Genomic DNA, 21568 nt, shown 5'->3' on the forward strand with positions numbered 1-21568 from the left:
TCCTATGTCGAATTTATAAATCATTTATATATACATAAAAGTTCAGATTGTCCTTTATTAAGAACGTCTGTGTAAAAAAGGTTACTAAACTTACATTTTACAATTTAAATCCATAGGTAAAAGTAAGATAAGGTGTTTGATTATGATTAGGCAGTGCTTCCCTCTCCATCACGGTACAGCAGATGAAGAGGGCCACTTAAGATATGTCAGGAATTAACCTTCATTTATGAGGCAGCGAATGGAGCATTGCAGTTGTCATCTGAATATTTTCATTCATATGTAACCTTATTCGACTCTGTCCATCCTAAATCCTGTATCCAATTAATCTTAGTTCCCTTATTTTATCTTGTGATATCCGGCTTTGTAATAGCTGCTTGGAACTGTCCCGAATTAACATGAGCATTTTGAGTTTGTATAGACGGTCCTGACGGAATAGCTAGTTGGAAATGAGATGCAGAAGCATGGTTAACCTGTGCTTGCATAACTAAAGATGCTTCAGGAGTGGCAGTCGTTTGAGACACGGAATTATTAATTCCCGTTACTTGCCCTTGTTTTTTTTGTTTAACGACCTGTTCATCACCCATACTCACCCTAACATTCCCGAATTGAGCCAGTTGTGCCGGACCAGAGGTTTTGCCAGCCTGCACCTGCACTCCAGTGACACTCGCACTTTGCCCTTGACTTGCTCCTCCTGCAGTGGCAGCTTGCGTTTGTAATGTATTCTTGGTGCTGTTTTGATATTGTGTAACCCTTGCAGGTCCTGTTGTATTCACAAATCCGCCTTGGGACGCAGAAGTGTTGCTCCATTGATCCTGTGTTACTGGTGAATCCGCGAAACAAGGAACGCTTATAGCCATTGCTACCGTAAAAATACCGACTGTCTTTTTAAACATATTCTTTCCCCTTTCAACATAAATAAGTTCATTTGAGCAGATTATCCAACACAGAAAGCTCCATCCAGCAAAATACTAGATGGAGCTGAAATGAGTTAGGCTCTTTACATATAGTTAGATTAATTTACGCTTTGTCCTTGTACTACAGTAGAGTCGGAAGATTGAGTTTGCTTAATACCGACTCCTGCTGCTGCAGAACTTTGCGTTGTAGTGTTGCTGGAACCTTGATTTTGGACAGTGCCTTTGCCTCCACCAACTTGGATTTGGTCTGTCGCATTTTTGGAAGTTTGTTTTTGGCTGTTAGCAACGCCTACTGCCGCAGAACCTTGTGTTGTCGTGTTGTTAGAAGCCTGGTTTTGGGTAACACCAGGTCGACCGGATTGCCCTTGAGCCGTGCTGTTTTTGGAAACTTGCTTTTGGTCGTTAGCAGCACCTGCTGAAACCGTACCTTGTGTTGTCGTGTTGTTGGAGCTTTGCGCTTGAGTAGGATCGCCTTTTTGCCATTGAGTTGTATCGTTTTTAGATACTTGCTTTTGATCGTTGACAACTCCTGCTGTTTGTGCCCCTTGCACTGTAGTGTTGTTAGAGCCTTGGACTTGAGTAGTACCTTTGCCATGACCGTCTTGCAATTGCGCTGTATTATTTTTAGAAGCTTGATCTTGGTCGTTAGCGAATCCTACTGCCGCAGAACCTTGAGCTGTAGTATTGCTAGAGCCTTGAACTTGAGTAGCGCCATAGTCGCTTCTTTGACCTTGCGCTGTATTATTTTTAGAAGCTTGGGTTTGTCCGTTCAAAGCACCTACTGCAACAGATCCTTGTAACGTATCGTTGCTGGAGCCTTGGGCTTGAGTAGCACCGTTTGCTCCTACTTGCGCTTGGCCTGTGTTATTTTTGGAAGTTTGGTCTTGCCCGTTAGCCCATCCAGTTGCGTTGGAAACTTGTTGTGTACCATTTCCAGCTGCTTGACCTTGGACGACATTAACACCCGCTGCCACTTGACCTTGCGCTGTTTTATTTTTAGAGCCTTGAAGTTGCAAATTATCTTCTCCGCTTGCAGATTGACTTTGGGCAATCCCATTGCCAGCCAATTGACCTTGGAGAATTCCGATACCTAACGCTCCTTGACCCTGTGCTGTTTTATTTTTAGAATCTTGAAGTTGCAAATTATCTTTTCCGCTTGCAGATTGATCTTGGACAGTTCCGTTGCCAGCTAATTGACCTTGGAGGATTCCGATACCTAACGCTCCTTGACCTTGTGCTGTTTTATTTTTAGAATCTTGAAGCTGGGCATTACCATTTCCGGTTGCTCCTTGACCTTGTACAGTCGCACCTCCAGCTCCTTGGTATTGTCCAATAAGAACACCTAGAGCTCCTTGTCCTTGCGCTGTTTTATTCGTAGAACCTTGACCTTGGAAATTATCTTTTCCAGCTACATTTTGAATTTTTGTAACCGCCTGTCCAGTTTCTTGCGTTTGCCCAATTAAAGCACCTAATGCCAATTGGCCTTGTGCTGTTTTATTTTTAGAACCCTGATATTGATCATTGCCTTTTCCAGTTCCGCCTTGGAACATTGTAGTCGAGTATCCGGCCCCCTGGCTTTGACCAATTAAAGCACCTAACGCTCCTTGACCTTGCAATGTTTTATTTTTGGAATCTTGACCTTGAAATAAATTATGGCCATTCGTAACTGTCTGGAATAAACCTGTGCTACTAGCAGAATTTTGAGACTGGTCAATTAAGAGTCCGGCACTAAATTGTGCACGTGTTGTTTTTGAGGTTGCGTTGTGTGTTTGTGTTACATCTGAACTTGCTGCACCGGCACTTATTGCCATTGATGCCATAATCCCAGTGGCCGCTAAAGCACTTACAATTTTCTTTGCGCTAAGCACGTTTCTAATGTTTTTCACTCTCTCTACCTCCAACGCTTTTTTAGGAAATACCTTTTACAATTCATAGTATACTTGGTTTATATTAGAAAGAAAAACTTGATTTCAGCCATTTATTCTTTATAAAGAACGAAATTACAGCGAATTTACTTATGTATTCATAATAAAGAACAAATTTACTTTCGTTATCTAGCTATTACTTTAATTTTCTCAATTTTTCCATAATTCCACAAAATAATTCAAAATTTTCTAAAATTTTCGTAATTCTACAAAATCTTTATAAATTTTACAATTTCCGCATTTATGTTAAAAATATAACACCTCATCAAGTAGTCTTATTTTAATGATTTTACCAAGTCTTTAATGGTACGGTAGGAATTCGTCGACAATCCGAGCTACGAGCGCATACATTTGGATTTACAGTCGGAACGTGGATGATCTCAATCTATTTTATTATTTATTACGAGAAAGGCCGTAATTTCTTGCAGCAATCACTTTTGTATTGATTGGGGTATTAGTAGATTTTTGGCTGTTACAAGTATTTTCCGATTGGAATCCGCAAAACGTTGTGCAGCACTGGCGTATTCTACTTGCCGGAATCATTATCATCGGCTTCGGTGTGGGGCTTTATTTACAACCGATGCTCAATGTGAGTTTAAGGGGAGGAACGCTTTGCGTTCCTCCCCTTTTATCAACAGCCTCATACTCGATATCCTGTTTTGTATATTACTGCAATTGAATTGTTTCTTCATCCTCTATAAACCTATTAATTGAGTTATAAATATCATTAATAGTACCTCTTGAAAGGATGTTCAGGAGAAGCTATTAACCGAGCTGGCAAAGCATTAAAGGGACAGGGGTAAAACACTCGTCCCTTTTTCAGGTTGATTACCTCAGAGCGTTTCTCCATCCACTAGCTTTTTCACGTATTTCGGTAAAGCAAACGAGGCAAGAAAAACCTCAGGGTCAATATATTGTGTATCTTTGTGCTGCAACCGGTTCAAATCTGCCTGAAGAGGGTCCCATTTCTTGGAGGCAATCGTGAAACTCCAAATACCACAGGGGAAGATGGGAACAGCAACCAAATACGTACGGACAATAGGGAATAAATTCCGTAAGTTTTCGACGGTACCTTTTAGAGTAGAGATATTATAATAGGGAGAGCCTGACTGAAAGACAGCAATACCGGCATCAGTAAGACAATCATGGACATATTCGTAAAAACTCGGTTTAAATAACTCGGTTCCTGGTCCCACCGGATCTGGCCGGTCGATCATAAGGACGTCATAGCTTCCCTTTTGCTCCTGAATCCAATCCAGGCCATTGCGATGGATCATGCGGAGTCTTTGATCGTTTTCATAATAAGAGGAAGGGGTTAACCATTGCCGGCATACCTCTGTAACCCGCTGATCGATTTCCACCACATCGATTTGCTCAATTCCTGCATATTTCATCGCCTCACGTGCATGACCACAATCTCCTCCGCCAATCATGGCCACCTTCTTCGGATCCGGATGGGTCACGATGGGAACATGACTGATCATTTCATTATAAATAAATCCATCCTTTGTTGATCCTTGCGGTACTCCATCCAATACTAGCATTTTTCCAAAGCCTTTCGTATCGACAATACTAATTTCTTGAAAAGGGGATTGCTCATAGTGGAGTAAGGTTTTTATTTTATATCCAGTTTTTAATCTAGCCTTCGCAACATAACTCCATAACCAAAGAACGCTATCATCTTTCTTATATCCAGTAAGAGAATCTCGATCATTCATCATTTTCACCTTCTATTTCAAAATTTTATTATCTATATAAGTTGAGAGAAAGATTTTTTATCATTCTTATCTCAACATAAAGTACATGATCTATGTTATTCAAGTAAGGGACTCTTGAAATTGTCAATGAGATCTATATACAAGTGAATAAAAAAACGTCTTTTTATAGTGGGGAAAGAGCATCCGGCGGAGCATAGAAGCGGTCAAACCCTTTTCCTGCCCCATACAAGGGTAAGAGAGAGGAAGCGAGTGCAGGCTTTGGTTCGGTATAGCAGTTCCTATGTCGAATTTATAAATCATTTATATATAGAACTCGAAAATGCAAAAATTAAATTCAACTTATATATAAAATATGGAATAATTCTACGCTTTGCTATGCTTCAATAGCACAAATTAATAGAGATTTCTAATTTCGAATCAGAATCAAACCAAAATAATGCGAAATAAGTGCACATTTTTACTATTCATGTACTTCAACATCGACACTGCCAAAATATTTTTCGCCGCTGCATCCAGACGGCGAAGTATTTTAGCACTTTACCCCGTAAGTAAGGTCAGTTCCGTTAGCGGAAAAACTTGGTAGTTTACTCTTCTTTATATTTCATTTACAAAAGGATGATCTTTCTCGTTTAAACATCGAATGATTCTATCTTGAAAGACTTTCAATGTAATCTTGTGCATCGCCTCATCAAAGGTAAAGTAACCAACTTCCGGACTTTCATTAGATGGAGTAAGTTTGCCGCTGATCGGCTTCCCCTCAAATAAAAAGACACAAGTAGATTTTGCAACAACTTGATCTATACCGTAAAACTTCGTTAGTTGGATATTGATTCCTGACTCTTCCTTCACTTCTCTTATTGCCGCTTCTTTGATCGATTCACCTTCTCCCACATAGCCGCCGGGAAACTCCCATCCCCTATATCCCTTGACCAGAAGTACTTTATTATCTTTATCAAGAACCATAACCGCGACTGCCAATCTATGACTTGGAATCGACATTAATCTTCACCTCCTTACCAATAATCCTTTAAGCGTATTTCATCGATTTATCCGCTTAAGATATTGTTCAAGAAGATGGATAAACTCTTCCATATCCTTATAGGTGACATCACCGATATTCGCCACTCGAAAAGTATTTAGCTTATCAAGCTTACCGGGATAAATTGTAAAACCTCTACTGTAGAAAAAATTATGCATTTCATCAAAATCATAGTTACTGCCCGAAGGTTCTATAATAGACGTGATAATTTTGGAGTGATGGTTTTTAGGAACCAAATGTGTTAAGCCAAGCTGGGCAATACCTTCTATCAACGTTTCCCACGATTTGGAATATCTTTCATACCTGTTCGTAATTCCTTCACGCTTTGTTTCAATGATAGCCTGCTTCAAAGCGTACAGTGTCTGTACAGGAGGGGTAAATCGCATTTGCTTGGTTATGACGAAATGATGATACTGTGCGTATAAATGGAGATAGAGATTTCTCGGTTTGATCTGTCGTGTTCCTTCTAAATGATCTTTATGGGCGATCACAAACGAGACCCCTGCCATTCCTTGGAGATTTTTATTAGAGCTTGCGGCAAGATAACTAATATTCATCTGCTTCATATCGATCGGGATTGCGGCAAATGAACTCATCGCATCGACAATCATCATAATATGATACTTTTTGCATAACTCTCCGACTGCTTCAATATCATTAAGAAGACCTGTCGTAGTCTCGTTATGAACAATCGCAAGATGAGAGACTTTTCCGAAACTATTTTGAATAAAAGCTTCTAGAGCCTCGAGATCAATTGCATCAGCAATGGGGCTTTTGTACTCTAAGTAATTCAGCCCGTATACCTCCGCCATTTGACACATTCGCTTGCCATAAGCACCGTTATTGATGATCACTACAGCATCCTGATCAATAACAGAGCCTAAAATGGATTCGACTGCTGCGGTTCCCGAGCCCCCGAATAATACAGTTGTATACTCATTGGGATCAGCAATACATTTCGTTAATTCGGTGGAAATGAACTCCATGACCTGACCAAACTCTTTTTCCCTTGGACAAATATCCGGTACGATTTGTGCATACTTTACGGTGTCCGTCGTCGTGGCGGGTCCGGGATTCAATAGGATATTTCGTTTGACGGGTCCCATTTCCCGAGCTTTGATAATCGGATAAACTGCATCCACCGCCCGATTCCAATGATTCTCGTCGTCAACCTCACACCATGCCAAGTCGTTCAGCTTATGAACATACAGATCCACGTCCTTAGAAATCCCGACAAGAGCATACTCGTAATCGATATTAGGTTTGACTTCAAAAGCCATCTCTGCATAGGTGCACATTTTTTGAAATGCAGAATAAGAAAGTTTAGTTATCCCTATCAATTCTGCGTAGATGCTGTTCAGATCTTCTTGCCTTTTTGACATATTCACAAGATCATAATTTTCATCCGTTTCAATAAAAACTTCGTCACCGGAATAAGTGAGCTCACTGGCCAATACCACGTCCGCTTTTTGATGCTCTATTAATATGCGCAGCGCGTTTTTTTCATAAATCAAATCCGATTCGAGCAATACAAAATCTTCACAAATGTGATCCCTTAATCCATAAAGGGTATACATGCTTCCAGTAGATTGATATTTTTGATTGTAAACACACTTGATTTGCGGATATTTTAAAGTCAGCTGTTCATACACTTCACTCAAATAACCTGTGCCTATGACAATTTTGTCAATGCCCATTTCCAGCAATTTAGAAATAGAATGTTCAATGATAGGCTTGTTATCAATCTCTAAAAATCCCTTCGGACGATCTACTGTCCTTTCACACATTCTGCTTCCTAGTCCTGCCGCTACAATGACCGCCGTTCTAATCATCTAAAAACACCTGCAATCTTTCTTTAACTTCATAAGGTTTTATTTTTGGCCGTCCAAGACCTTTCTTGGAACCCTTTGCTATTTTTACATATAAAAACGTGAGCTGTTTATGCTGTTTCCACGCCTTGATGCAGTTTTCCAATTCTTCTAGATTATGAACATAAATCGAGTGCACATAGCCGCAGCTAGCAGCAACGTCCACAAAGTTAACATTGTGCGAAACTGTATATTGCCCCCCTGTAGAATCGTGCACGTTATTATCCAGGAGAATATGCAGCATATTGGAGGGGCTATAGCACCCATTGGTGGCCAAATTGCCCATGTGCATAAGCAAAGCCCCATCTCCATCTATGGCAATGATATCCTTATCCTTTCTGGATAAAGACAACCCGAGCCCAAGAGAGCTGACATACCCCATCGAACCTACCATATAAAAATTATTGAAGGCATCTTCAAGCTCGTAAAGTTCACGCCCTGTTTTACCTGTTGTAGTAAGTTGGATTGTTTTACATTCCTTCAGCGAATTAATCATATGCAAGGCTGCATATCTTGACGGGAGCTCATCCTCCATCACTTTCTCTCGCTTCTGGATATTGCTAGCTGCTTTTGATTGCTGTATCTGAAGAGTTACCGGTTCAAATGTTCCTTTTTTAACGATAAAGAAAAAAGGCTTGTTATCTTCTATGCATTGCTGTGCCCGATGCAATTGCTGTTTGACTTCCTCAAAACAAGAAGATAAATATTCCCATTTTATATTCATGGTACTTAACATTTGCGATGTAATTTGCCCCATTAGCTCATGTTGAGGCTCATCCGGAAGCCCTGGCTCTCCACGAAGGCTGACAAAGCCAAGAAGAGGAATTTGAAATGGATGAATGAGAGAAGTTAAAGGTGAAACCGCATTACTCAAGCCGGAGTTCTGCATGAGAACAACAGCCTTCTTCCCTCCGATAGAGGCACCAGCAGCAATAGCTACAGCTTCCCCCTCGTTCGCTGCCACTACGTATTCACACTCATTGATGGCAAAATTAATAAGGGGCTTGAGAAACGAGCAAGGAACCCCGCTATAAAACTCAAATCCTAGCCTTTTCAGTTCCGTCCCGAACATTTCCGTGCTAATCATTCAGCCTCACCGACTTTTTGCAGTTCCATGAAGGTGTCGATATCGAGCCATGAACCTTTAATATATTTCACTGCAATCGGCGCACGAATATGATTGAACAAATCAGCCAAAGTAAGCTGTTTGAAATCTTCTCTCTCTGCCAACTGCTCAAGGGCTTGCTGTAAAATGACTGCGCCTTTGGCGGAAACTTTCCAAAGACCGATAAACTCCCCATGAATGTTCTCGACATCCGGTTCGCTTGATACTTGACTTAATTCTGTTGTTTTGGAATATAACAGCTTCGAATAAGGGACCTTCGCTGTAACAAAGTGTTTAGAGTTGCCCTTGGGTTCAAAGTCGGCATCTACAACAATCGTGATATCATTCGAATCGTTTAGCAATTCATTCAGGACGTGCGTTTTATAAATCATTTCGCCGTAACTTATTACGGTATTGTCTCTTATTTTTTCTCTAAGCGTATAAAGCGAATATAGCTCTTTGCCTTCAGCAGAAACATTGCAAGCGATATCCATCACATCAGAGCTTCCTATTAAACAAATATTCTTTATCCCAGACGTATTGAGCTGTTCAATCTGCCGGTCTAAAAGGGGCTGACTTCCTGACTGCCTTACTAAAATAATAGAATTCGTGTTCTTTTCGGAAGCAGGAAGATATTTTTTTTCCGCCGCAGCAAGCTCTTTCGCTCCTTGAAGTCGAAACACTTCTTCGACCGGAGCTACGCCACCTTCTACATTTACGAGACTTTCATCCTGATAGATTTGCCTTGATGTTTTTTGCATCGCAGTAATAGATGCACGAAGGTTATGATTGGCCCAAATGGCCACACTAACTCCCATATCCCGAAATCGTTCAGTTGGAACCGCATAATATTTTGTCGGTACAATAATAATGGGAAGCCTTCCACCCCACTCTTTCATAAAAGCCTCGATTTCTGTGCTATCCGCTCTTTTACTGTGGATGAGTATGGCATCAGTCCCTGCCTGCCGATAAGCCTCCGCCCGTCGCAGAGCCTCCTGCAGCCCCCAACCCGCAATAAAAGCCTCCACTCTCGAAACCACAACAAAATCATCATCAATCTGACTATCTTTCATTGCTTTGATCTTGCCGCAAAATTCATCGATATCGGCAAGCGGCTGTGCCTCGCCTTTAATAAACGAGTTTGTTTTCGGAAACAGCTTATCTTCAATACAAACCCCGGCGATTTGTCTTTGTTCGAGCTTTTTGATTAGTCGTCTGGCATTATTGAAATTTCCGTAACCCGTATCCCCGTCCAGAAGAATCGGTATAGACGTAGCATCACTCATAAACTCCAAAACTTCCATCACCTGAGTCCATGAAGCCTCGTTGTTGTCCCGGACACCCATAGCAGCCGACATGGATAAGCCGCTTGCCCATATGCCTTTGAATCCTGCTTCCTCAACAATTTTTGCAGATAAAGCATTATGGGCCTCCATGACCAACTCTAGCTGTTTGCTATTGATCAGGTTGCGCAATTGCGCCGTTTTCTTCATCTCTATTCTCCTTTCTTTTTACTCACTATCCTCCGGGATAAGCTTATTCTTTAGTTCTGTAAAGGAAGGTTTCTTCATGACACGGTGGGTAATTTTAAGGAGCAGCACTGCCTTTTCATTGAGATACGGTTGCAAAATCTCATAAATTTCAGTTCCGGTCTCACAAAAATGAACTTTGTTCTTATCCATCCCGAGCTCCAAAGCTCTTCTCCCAATTTCTTTTGCTTCGTCTCCCGCGATGATAAGCAAATCGACATTAGTTTCTACTGCTTTTTCTCCTAGTTTGGCATATTCCTGCTTTGCGTACTGTCCTTCTCCCAATTGAGGCATATAGCCTAAAAGAGCGATTGATGTTTTTTCCTGTGAAACATCCTTAAGCACTTGAAGTGCTGTAGCCATAGAAAGCGGTGAAGAGTTCCATGTATCGTCAATGACCGTACATCCATTAACCCCTGCTTTTGGTTCCAAATGCTCCTCTACTTGTTCGAATGCGGCTAACCGCTTAATAGCAGCTGGAATATCGACACCTACAAATGACACGGCTGCGATTGCCGCAAGAGCATTATAGACATTATGCTCACCATAACCTGGCACGTATACTTCATAGTCCCTGCCTTGGTGCTCTAAGGTGAAACTCATTCCCTCTTTCGCATAGCCAATATTCTTTGCTTGAAAATCAACTCCATTGTTCTTGCCGAAATATATAACTCTTTGAAGATGACTGACATCGACCACCTTCCTAATATTTTCGTCATCAGCATTCAGAATGAGCGTTCCATGAACAGGATCCAGCCCTTCCACAATCTCCGCTTTCGCCCTCATATACTCTTCTGGTGTTTCACAATCGGCTAAATGATGCACCCCGATATTCAACAAGATTCGGATCCCAGGCTGAAAATATCTGCAGGCAGTTCGCAAATAGCCCGGATAACAGACCGGCATCTCAAAGACAGCCACTTCCGTCTCATCATCGATACTGGTTAAATAGCGCAAATTAACGGACTTGGAATTCATGCTCATCCAGGTGGCTTCCACGTTATAATCTTCTTCGAGAATCTGGCTCATCATCTCCTTCGTTGTCGTTTTCCCGCAAGTTCCTGTAACGCCAATGACAGGGATTTGAAAAAAACTGCGGTAATAATCAATAAACTTCCAATAAGCTTCCTCTACATTGTCAACCTTGATGAGGACAATATGCTCTCCTAAATCTGTACACTGCCCTGGTTCATCGGAGACAATCACAATCGAACGATTATCCTTCCAATATTTCCCTCTAATTCGATCTCTATCCAAATGAAACACCAAAGTATGATCCTTAATATATTTTTTAGAACGGTTTTTTACATATTTAATGACAGGATTATCTGACCCGTGCAGTACATGGCCACCAGTCTGCCCAAGAATATCAGTTAACAATAAGCTGTTCATCCGAGAATTCGCCTCTAATCTTTTGTAGTCTATATTTCTTCACTTTCATAACCTGCTAGTAAGGCTGCGTAATTAAGCAGGCGAAGACCGGCCAAATTGCGCAGTTTATACGCTCTGATCTGCGAAAATAAGCTATCGGGCTTTGCGTTGATTTCAAGGATCTTAATCGAATCGTACTGATCGATGAATAAATCCACCGCCAGCTCCCCAAAGGTTCCTGTTTCTTCTTCTACGGTTTCCGCGACATCTCGAGCAATCTTCGCCAATTGATTGCGTATCTCCCGTTGTTCGTTCGGGTTAGAATACAGTTTTTTTAACACCTGACTTAAACGCATGTTAATTTCCGTTTCTTCCGTCATCACGCCCTCATTCGTGAGACGGGTTACCATACCTGTTCTTACCCACTTTTGCTTGCCGTTTTTTTGCATATAGACACGGATTTCCACATAATTTCCTTTAAGCTGTTTCCGCTGGATTCCCTCCTGCACCAGATAAGGTGACTTCTTTTGAAGAGACGAAAGTAAGGCGACTAGCTCCTCCATATCAGTGAGCGGCTGAAATGTCGGTTGCTTGGAATTCATCCAAAAGATTCCCGTTGGTCTTCTAATCACCCGAATCACACCTTTGCTCAAGGATCCGGCCAGCGGCTTTAAAAATACTTCTCCGTAGCGATCCAGCATCTCCGTAATATCAGAAAGATTCTCCAGAAGTCTGGTGTCAGGAAGATGTTCTTCATGCGTTCTAGAGAGGACTTGATAGGATAACCATTTGTCTCCTGTTAAATGAAATAAGGCTGGGGAATTGATAAAAGGGATATTATAAATAGACTGAAGTTTGAAACGGATCTCATCCACTTCGAGCTTCTTATTATAATCATGTTTATAAAAATAACGATCATAAATCACAGCCGGGAATGGGAAAAGTCCGTCACCGTCAATCGACGTCCCTCGAACTACCTTTTGATCCCAATCAATGTCTCGAGGTTCGAAGACATACACAAGCATTTGCTTTTCTTTTGCTAACCGGAACAAATGCTGGAAGTAGGTCGCTTGCCTATCAAAGGGGCGGTTAGCGAGAATCCCCATAACGGGACCTAATGTCAGGACGCCATTTGCAAAGGAAATTTTCGGGTACCAATCTTTCGGGAGAGATAACACGTTTCGAAGGGATGGAGAGAGCTGCACCATACTTGAATTGCGAAAGGAAAACGGATAAGGGCGTATGGTCACCGGTGAAATCGATTTTCCGGCACGAACATATGTCGTCTGTCCTTCTGTCAGGTTAAATTTGATTCTTGTTTTTTTCGGAATTTGGATAATCAATCCCAGGTCATAGGATTGCTTAGGTACTGTCATTCCCCAGTTCCGACGGATATCGCTTGATTCCGCAAACGGATTGCCTTCTTCGATTCGCGCAAACAAAATAGACAATTCTCTCTCGTACAGGGAATAACTTGAAGTATTCATCAGCCGTTTTTTTATGTCCCCCCAAAACTGCTTAAGAAAGATTTGATTTCCCTGGTAATAGGCACGCTGAACGAGTGGATGAAATAAAAAATCACTCGGCAATTCGTGATGATGAGCAGCAACGAGATGGGCAAGACATAAAACGGATAGTGTAAGGTCCGGATCAATAATCCATGAGCTTAGAGATAAATATTCAAACCCATACGGTTTGATACGATAGCGCCCCAAACCTCCGTGTTTTGTTCTCCGTCTGCGCTTGCTCGTTCGCGGATCCTCTATCATCGCCAACGGGACGGCAAGATAATGATCAAGCGCCCGCAATAGAGATAAAGATTGCGGTATTCCAAAATGAATATGCCCGCCGCACTGATATCCCGCGAATGGCATACTGCCTGCTCGAAGTTCGATATTTTCATAAGGTATCTTTTCTGATGCTTCGGATAGCAACTTTTTTATATTGCCAAAGAGTTCATGTGGTGATTCCGCTTTTTCCGGCCGTATTTCTGCTAAGGCGTATTCACCGCTATCTTGTTCAATTTGTCTCTCATCACATCCAACGGGCCCCTCGACAGGGAAAAAATCAGATGTAGGTAAAAGCTCCCCATCACAACTTAACATAAACTCTACATCTGCACCCATGGTGAAGGGCAGTTTTGGCGGGGCGGCCGGTATCGAAATAGGTATTGACGGAGAGTTAACATCTATTACGATAGCCGAATCATTGGCCATCGTTCCGATTTTCACAAAGCCGTTGGTAAGGCCTGTTACGTAAAGGGCACGAATGGCCATGTCCAACCACTCTGTCGGTATACTGCCGCTATCTACATCCTCCCAACTCCAACCATATAACTCTGTTCGAGTGGGTATCTCATCAAATATCACTACTTGATGTGCTATAGCTTCTTGTACTCTTTTTACAGAAAGACCTTGAACTTCTATAAGGTATTCCTTTTCAATCACATAAAGTTTCGTAAAATAATCAAATCCCTCTTCCAGCGCTTGATCTTTAGTATGGACAATAGCAATGTCTTCTCCTTGATTATGTCCATACATTCGACCAACAATTGGATATGAGCAGGTTTTCGCATCTGCTAATTCAACGGCTGGAATATTGTTTATACTAAGAATTTGTAGGGTAAGCTCCTTGTCTGACAACATACAGAATCGGTCTTTTATCGGCTCCATACAAATAACCTCCAATTTTGTAACAATATTCAAAATCTTTGATTTTGGTCGTAATACCTAATGCTATTAAATATATTATGAAACTCTTATTAAATTTCTTGTGTTTTTATCTCAATAAAATCAATTCGTTCACAAAATATATCAACGAACTTTGCTTGCCTTGATAAACGATTAACCATCTTTCCCAGCAAATAGCGGTCATGGTTCACAAATCCTTTTGCATTCGCATTAATTGTAATATAGAGCCAGACTGTCCTTTTCCGACGTATAGTTCGGGAAGCCTATGCAATAGAAGGAGGGAGTTTATGTCGTTAAAGTTTATTCGTCGGAATTACGTGAAATATAATAAAGGCACTGGATTTTTATGTTGCCATGTAGATGCCCAGCACGCTGCCCTCCCTGAAGCGGATCGTTTTACCGGCAAAATTGCAGCGAAGCTAATTTCTCAAACAGGATGTGCGGGAATCATTAGTACAGTATCAAGAACAAAAGCCGATTTGAATAGAGGACCTGATGGTAAAAATAATGAAGCTTTACAGGAATACAGAGATGCCATTAAAGAACTCCTAAACCACTTGGGTATACTGGATGATGAAAAACATCAAGTAACGAAACCTTATCTTCACTTATCTATACATGGCATGAAGGATGTTCATCATGGACCTTATGCTATTGAAATTGGGACACTTCATGGACAATCATGCTCGCCGGAAATCAAGGCTTGGTTTCAGGCGATCTTAACCACAAAGTCCCAAGAAATATTACCTAAAATAGACGTTATATTCGATGAAAGATTTTGGGGCGACAAATCGATTGTTTTTCATAGGCTAGGAGACGAGGAAGATTATCCTGGATACGGTTTTAACTTTCATACATTCCAAATCGAGGTATCCCGAACGCTTCGAGAAAACTACCTTTCTGAAATAGTAGCGTTATTTTCTCAAATCATTGTTGAGTTCCAAACAAAATTTGTGAATCAACAGTGGCCAAGAAATACCGATTATACATGAGGGAATGATAATTTCGACATTTCCATGTGCTATGTGCAACGAAAAGAGAGTATGGTATGCTTCTGGTTTCCCTTTGCATGAACCAACGGTTTGACCGCTTCTGCACGGCTTTTGATCTCTCCCCACTATAAATAGACGGCTTTTTTATTCACTTGTATATAGAAGACCAATCAGTTAAATAGACACTGGAAGAAATTTGACCATTGTCTGTTTCATTAAACACAACCCCGATTCGTTCTTCGTTCGACTAAGATTTATTTCATACAGTCCGGAGTCGTAATTGGCATGGATAAGATGGGTAAAACCTTCGTCTGTTGACTTTGATAAAGTACTTTTGAAGGACGCGTTTTTTGATAATCAAATGCAGTTCGCCCTTTACATACAGAAAAGCGGAACCGGCTCGTTCAGGCGCAGAACCTAAGGTTCTTACCCCTCAAAGGCGCTTTTTGCCAATGCATTGGGTAAGGTTCTTAGGTGGCAGCGCCTAGCCGGTGCAGCTAGACACCACAGAAAAGCGAAACCGGCTCGTTCAGCTCCGGAAGGCAGAGGTTCTCCACCCAAAAAGGCGCTTTTTGCCTTTATGGGTGGGGGTTCTCTGACAGGAGGAGCTAGCCGGTGTAGCTAGACATCTCAGAAAAGCGAAACCGGCTCGTTCAGGCGCTGCTAGACATGTCCCCCAATTTTATACTTTTTACCAATAAAACCACTCCCTAATCGAGAGTGGTTTTTCTTATTGATTATGAACATAGTGGACAATCTTTAGTAAATTGCTGCTTAATGCTTACTCCCTTTTCATATCGATAGAGGAACCGCAGTAAACTTCATCTTTTAAATGTATATATGAGGGAATGATAATTTCGACATAGGAAACGTTGCTATACAGAACCAAAGCCTGCACGCGCTTCCTCTCTCTTACCCTTGTATGGGGCAGGAAAAGGGTTTAACCGCTTCTATGCTCCGCTGGATGCTCTTTCCCCACTATCAAAAGACGGTTTTTTATTCACTTATATATAAATGATTTATAATTTCGACACAGGAAACTCTGCTATACAGAACCAAAGCCTGCACGCGCTTCCTCTCTATGGTTTACCCTTGTATGGGGCAGGAAAAGGGGTTGACCGCTTCTATGCTCCGCTGGATGCTCTTTCCCCACTATCAAAAGACGGTTTTTTTATTCACTTATATATAGTTAACAGTCGTTCCTTATTAAACCAAACTAGAATATAGTATTCATAATAAAAATCTACAAAAACCATAATTAAGGAAGTGAATAAATGGAAAATGGTATACAGTTAACTCTTGATTCCATCCGCAAAGAAAGTTTAACCATTCATCCCGATAAGGCCAAAGCTTTAGGGATTATCAATCAACAAAAGGTACTTATAAGATTCGGTATTCAATCCTCCCCAATAGAGGTTTATACATCTTATGATCTACAGTTAAATCAAGCAAGACTATCTTCTGATATTAGTAAGAAATTAAAAATTCCTCTGAGCTGCCACTTTGATATTCAACAAAAGGACAACGAAATACAAATCGGTCCCTACATTGGTATACTTGCGGGATATTATCAAAAATCAGTGAAAGAACGTCTTGATGACCTATTAGATTATTTATATCATTACAAAGATATCAGAGGAGCAATCCTAGTTTTCTCTCTCGACAATGTAGATAAAGCGAATCATACAATGAAAGGCTATCTTTTTAATCCTGTAACTAACCAGTGGGACGAAGGTACATTTCCCTATCCTTCCGCTATTTTTATTAAGACAGGGACAGTTAGTTCCGAATGGATCAAACATTTTCAATCCGTCATGGGCGACTCCCTTTTTAATGACTTTTATCTTAATAAATGGAGTATTCACAAAAGGCTGGCCGTTTCTCCCCATGTAAAAGCTTATCTCCCCTCATCCATTCTTTATGAAAAACCTTCAGACATCTACTCCTTTTTAAAACAATACCCCAATGCCATTATCAAATCCATCAACGCATCGAAAGGGTCATCTATCTACAAAATCTCAACAGATGAGCACAATCTTGTTATTACCTATCCGAAAACAGGAGGAACCGACAAAATCAAATTTAATAATAGGGACGAAGCTTATTCATTGTTTAAAAAGTATTTTGAAGAAAGGGAATTTATGATTCAAGAAGTATTAAATCTAATTACTTGCCAGAATCGCACAATCGATTTTCGTGTGATTACTTTAAAAGATCAACAAGGGCAATGGCAAGTAATGGGGATGTTTGCCAGACATGGCCAACCAGGAAACATTTTAAGTAATATATCCCCCATGGTCAAATTGGGCGAGGAAACATTGAAGAAAGTCTTGCAACTTAGTGATTCCAATGTCGAAGTATTCATGCAAGAAATATTCCATGTGGCTATAGAAGCTGCTAAGGCCATTGAGAACACTGATGTACACTTTGCAAATACGGGTGTGGATATGGCAATTGACGAAGACGGAAAAATATGGATTATTGAAATTCAACATTGCAATCCTTCACATAATATTGCTTTAAAGGCAGGTTTTGCCGGACTGTATTATGAAATCCTAAAAACTAATATGCTTTACGCAAAGAAACTTGCTGGTTTTCCAAATAACCTCTCAATTTCCCCATGAACCTCCCCCACACATTTGAAGTGGGGGGAATTCTTGCCTAATTCATGAAAATTCATGACTCCGCTTTTCATAGGATTCATTTATTAGCTGTACATAAATACAGTAAATGAAATTAAAAATTCCCAATCAAAAACGGTACCAGATACAAATTCCCGATACCGTCATCACACCTCTTTATATACGAGTTCCCTATATTTCACGAAGTCTTGTCTTTTGTAAAACTCTCGCGATAAGTTCATAATCTTTCGTTCGTGTAATTTTCATGATGATTCCCTCTTTTTTGTGTAGGTGCTTTTCAAATGTATTTCTCCTTTCCTTCCGTGAAACCCCTCTTCGCTTTTTTTATAAAACTCCTTAAGAAAGTCTTAAGAAATCCCATCGCCCGCTGTTAAGATTTATAACCTACAATAAGGAGGCAAAAAGACATGTGATATACTTTCGAAAGGAGCGTGATAGCGATGAATCAATTCAATGTGCTTGTTGTAGATGACGATGAAGAAATCAGAAACGGGATTGAAATTTACTTGAGAAATGAAGGCATCAATGTAGTAAAAGCGAAGGACGGCATCGAAGCGCTGGAGCAGTTGAACGCGCATGACATCCACTTAATTTTGCTGGACATCATGATGCCGCGTCTGGACGGCATTTCTGCCACTTTCAAAATACGCGAGCAAAAAAACATTCCAATCATTATGCTGAGCGCCAAAAGTGAACATGCGGATAAGGTGCTGGGCCTTCAAGTCGGAGCCGACGATTATGTCACGAAGCCGTTCAACCCGCTTGAGCTTATCGCACGGGTCAAATCGCAGTTGAGGCGGTACGTGACTCTCGGTACATATGAAGGGAAAGCGAGGGTCATTGATTTGAACGGCCTTACGCTGGATCAAGCCGCAAAGGAAGTAAGGATTCACGATGAGGCCGTGAAGCTGACGCCGATCGAGTACCGGATTGCGGAATTGCTGATGACGAATGCGGGACGCGTGTTTTCGATTCATGAAATTTACGAACGCGTCTGGAAGGAGCATTGCTTCAATCCCGAAAACACGGTTGCCGTACATATTCGGAATATCCGCGAAAAAATTGAAATTGATCCGAAAAATCCAAGATATTTAAAGGTGGTGTGGGGGATTGGATATAAAATGGAAAAATAGAATTGCATGGTTCGGTTGGTTCATTATGCTTACAATCGGGATAAGCGGCGTGCTGTCCATTATATCGAATGGCGGAGAGTACGCACAAAAGGATTACTTCCATACGCAGGCGTTCCTCGATACGCGCAGCCGATATTTGGATTTGCTGAGCGCTTTTAACCTGAACTATATAAGCAAAGAGGACGCCAAGCAAAAAATCACAGTCACCGACGAGCAAATTAAAGAGCACCGTTACCGGTACGGCGATTTATCAGAGCAAATCACGAACATAAAACAACAGTATGAAGGAAAAATTCAAGAGGCGCTCGCAGCCGGCAACAAGGATGCGGCTGACCTGTATACAGCTGAGCGCGACAAGAAAATCGCGGATATTACGAACAACTTTAAAGACGATGCATATGTCCGCGAAAAAGTCGTTAAGGAAACGGAAAAGCAAGTGGATGAATATTACAAAGCGCTCGAGCAGATGCGTTCTGAATACGAAGACCTTGATAAAGCCTTCAAGTATTATTTGAAGGACACTTCTACGGGAAAAGTCCATACGAATTTGAACACGGAGGATTATAAATCCGCTCAAAAGCTTCTCAACGAACCAGATATGTTGTTTATCAGCCATTTACCCGAATCCACCAGAACAGGATCCATGTCCACAGAGGGACGAGGTCTCGGCATAGAAACCGGATTTCCTGTCACATACGGTTCGTTTCAAGGAATAATCGCCGTGCCAAAGTGGGTGGACACGTCTTCTTCAGTCATGAGCGAGTACAAATATTATCAACAAAGCCAAAAACGTTTTTTCATCTATGCGGCAATCGCCGTGCTTATGCTGCTCGTAAGTATGTATTTATACAAAACGAAGCGGATCCAGCCGTTCGCCCCAACAGACCGCTGGAAAGCTCATTATACTCGCGCACCGATTGATGTTAGGATCGTTTTTTTCTTGGTAACAGCACTTATAGCATTTGTATGCACTACAGAGAACAAACCGTTTTCTTTTCACAGCTTTAATGTATATATGTCGATAACAAACATCCTTACAAGTCTCCTCATTTCAGCGCTCTTTGTGACGATTGCTTTCATGCAAGCATGGCTGCTGCGGGAAGAACTGAAACAGGTACGCTCTTTGCATAACGTGTGGAAGCGAACACTACTTTATAAAATGTGGCAAGCTCTCCAGCGCGCATTTTTGATTCGCAGCGTCGGCGCACAAGTGTTTATTCTGCTTTTCATCGTGTTTTCGCTAGGCTTTGGTGCTATTTTCGTGGCTATTTATAATGCCTCGATCTTACTGTACGTGCCGGCTTGCATTTTGCTAGGAATTCCGATTATTATCTATATCGTCAAAAACACCGGCTACTTCAACCGCATCGTCACTCAAGTGAACGAACTCGCAAGCGGCAATCTACAGCAAGACCTCCCGGTTACAGGCAAAACAGCACTAGCAGACCTTGCCAAAAACATTAACATATTAAAAAGCAATGTGACCTCTTCGCAAAAGGAACAAGCGAAAAGCGAACGTCTTAAAACAGAACTTATCACCAATGTCAGTCATGACTTACGGACGCCATTAACGTCTATCATTACATATACCGAGTTGCTGAAAACACCAGAATTGACCGACGACGAACGTGCCGCATACGTTGAAATCATCGACCGCAAGTCGAAGAGATTAAAAGTCCTGATCGATGACTTATTCGAGGCATCTAAAATGGTGAGCGGCAGCATAGAGCTTGCTAGAGAAAAGGCTGACATCGTACAGCTTTTACAGCAGACTCTGGCCGAACACGATGATAAGATAAAAGAATCCACGCTCCAATTTCGCGTGACCAATTCCGAAAAACACATATACGCCTTTGTGGACGGGCAGAAGATGTGGCGCGTATTCGATAACTTAATCAGTAACATTCTTAAATATTCGCTAGAACACTCAAGGGTATACATCTCGGTAAACTGCCTGCAAGACAAAGCGGTTATCACATTCAAAAACGTTTCCAAATACGAGCTTGGCAAAAATACGGATGAGCTTTTGGAGCGGTTTAAACGAGGAGACACGTCCCGTCACACAGATGGCTCAGGTCTCGGGCTGGCGATCGCCAAATCTATTGTCGATTTGCATGACGGAAGCCTCGATATCGAGCTTGACGGAGATTTGTTCAAGGTCACTGTTGCGTTAGAAGCGATACTGAATTAATATAAAATGCAAAAATCCCTGATCGCAATGGTCAGGGATTTTTGACGTTTTAAAAAAAATAATCCGGTAAACATATAACTCAGGCCCCTATTTCTCAATATACACAGAACGCACAATCGTACGGTTGGACAGTGCCGGCCGAAGCGGATGAAATACCAAAAGAACAAGAAACGAAAATAAGAACAACAAACAAAGCTATAAATCGTTTGAACTTATCCCCCCCTTATAATGCTTTATTTTCCATCGTCATTTTTATACCAATAAAACATTTTTCCTCGTAATCTAAAAATCTTTTAAAAAGTTAACAACCTTTGTTGAGAAAATAAAAAAGATGGATTCTCCACTAAATTCATGGTACTTTTATTCATTTTCTCTGCTATACTCTAGCAAATTTTTGTATAATATATCTGAAAACGCTTACTATATCGATATATGTATTCACAAGGAGATT

14 protein-coding genes are annotated in these 21568 nt (G+C 41.2%); 5 read left to right on the top strand and 9 right to left on the bottom strand.

Annotated features, from left to right (window positions below; translation table 11 throughout):
• Window positions 1-341: 341 nt before the first annotated feature.
• Together H540_RS0103390 and H540_RS0103395 are read right to left on the bottom strand one after the other, a co-directional pair.
• Entirely contained in the window at window positions 342-893 is a 552-nt protein-coding gene (locus H540_RS0103390) for a hypothetical protein (RefSeq protein ID WP_028399417.1), read from the bottom strand.
• Between the two features lie 119 nt (window positions 894-1012).
• A complete protein-coding gene (locus H540_RS0103395) occupies window positions 1013-2800 on the bottom strand; it encodes a beta strand repeat-containing protein (protein WP_028399418.1) in 1788 nt (595 codons plus the stop codon).
• Between the two features lie 469 nt (window positions 2801-3269).
• On the opposite strand from H540_RS0103395, the gene H540_RS35820 reads away from it, so the two are divergent.
• On the top strand, window positions 3270-3518 hold the full coding sequence (locus H540_RS35820) for a DUF6198 family protein (protein WP_483782869.1): 249 nt from the start codon (window positions 3270-3272) through the stop codon (window positions 3516-3518).
• 154 nt (window positions 3519-3672) lie between these two features.
• Here the strand turns inward: H540_RS35820 and speE are convergent, their stop codons facing one another.
• The 7 genes from speE to H540_RS0103430 form a co-directional block, all read right to left on the bottom strand.
• Window positions 3673-4560, bottom strand: coding sequence for a polyamine aminopropyltransferase (gene speE / locus H540_RS0103400; protein WP_028399419.1), 888 nt, complete (start codon window positions 4558-4560; stop codon window positions 3673-3675).
• 591 nt (window positions 4561-5151) lie between these two features.
• Window positions 5152-5556, bottom strand: coding sequence for an NUDIX hydrolase (locus H540_RS0103405; RefSeq protein WP_028399420.1), 405 nt, complete (start codon window positions 5554-5556; stop codon window positions 5152-5154).
• Between the two features lie 39 nt (window positions 5557-5595).
• Window positions 5596-7428, bottom strand: coding sequence for a 2-aminoethylphosphonate aminotransferase (locus H540_RS0103410; protein WP_028399421.1), 1833 nt, complete (start codon window positions 7426-7428; stop codon window positions 5596-5598).
• The gene (gene aepY, locus H540_RS0103415; protein ID WP_028399422.1) at window positions 7421-8551 is read right to left on the bottom strand and encodes a phosphonopyruvate decarboxylase; all 1131 of its coding nucleotides are present in this window, start codon (window positions 8549-8551) and stop codon (window positions 7421-7423) included. Before aepY ends, H540_RS0103410 begins: the two co-directional genes overlap by 8 nt.
• Entirely contained in the window at window positions 8548-10062 is a 1515-nt protein-coding gene (gene aepX, locus H540_RS0103420; protein WP_028399423.1) for a phosphoenolpyruvate mutase, read from the bottom strand. Before aepX ends, aepY begins: the two co-directional genes overlap by 4 nt.
• Before the next feature lie 18 nt (window positions 10063-10080).
• Window positions 10081-11490, bottom strand: a complete 1410-nt coding sequence (locus H540_RS0103425; protein ID WP_028399424.1) for a Mur ligase family protein — start codon at window positions 11488-11490, stop codon at window positions 10081-10083.
• Window positions 11491-11519: 29 nt separating this feature from the next.
• The gene (locus H540_RS0103430) at window positions 11520-14141 is read right to left on the bottom strand and encodes a putative amidoligase domain-containing protein (RefSeq protein WP_028399425.1); all 2622 of its coding nucleotides are present in this window, start codon (window positions 14139-14141) and stop codon (window positions 11520-11522) included.
• A gap of 305 nt (window positions 14142-14446) precedes the next feature.
• On the opposite strand from H540_RS0103430, the gene H540_RS28900 reads away from it, so the two are divergent.
• The 4 genes from H540_RS28900 to H540_RS0103450 all read left to right on the top strand — a co-directional run bounded on the left by H540_RS28900 (window position 14447) and on the right by H540_RS0103450 (window position 21117).
• Window positions 14447-15151, top strand: a complete 705-nt coding sequence (locus H540_RS28900) for an N-formylglutamate amidohydrolase (RefSeq protein ID WP_051316974.1) — start codon at window positions 14447-14449, stop codon at window positions 15149-15151.
• 1274 nt (window positions 15152-16425) lie between these two features.
• A complete protein-coding gene (locus tag H540_RS0103440; protein WP_028399426.1) occupies window positions 16426-17775 on the top strand; it encodes a YheC/YheD family endospore coat-associated protein in 1350 nt (449 codons plus the stop codon).
• 458 nt (window positions 17776-18233) lie between these two features.
• On the top strand, window positions 18234-18926 hold the full coding sequence (locus tag H540_RS0103445) for a response regulator transcription factor (protein ID WP_028399427.1): 693 nt from the start codon (window positions 18234-18236) through the stop codon (window positions 18924-18926).
• Complete coding sequence (locus H540_RS0103450) at window positions 18904-21117, top strand: HAMP domain-containing sensor histidine kinase (RefSeq protein WP_028399428.1); 2214 nt, start codon at window positions 18904-18906, stop codon at window positions 21115-21117. The genes H540_RS0103445 and H540_RS0103450 overlap by 23 nt, the downstream gene beginning before the upstream one ends.
• Window positions 21118-21568 lie beyond the last annotated feature (451 nt).

Origin of the sequence: Ectobacillus panaciterrae DSM 19096 (assembly GCF_000430785.1) — a bacterium.
GTDB classification, from domain to species: Bacteria; Bacillota; Bacilli; order Bacillales; family Bacillaceae_G; genus Ectobacillus; species Ectobacillus panaciterrae.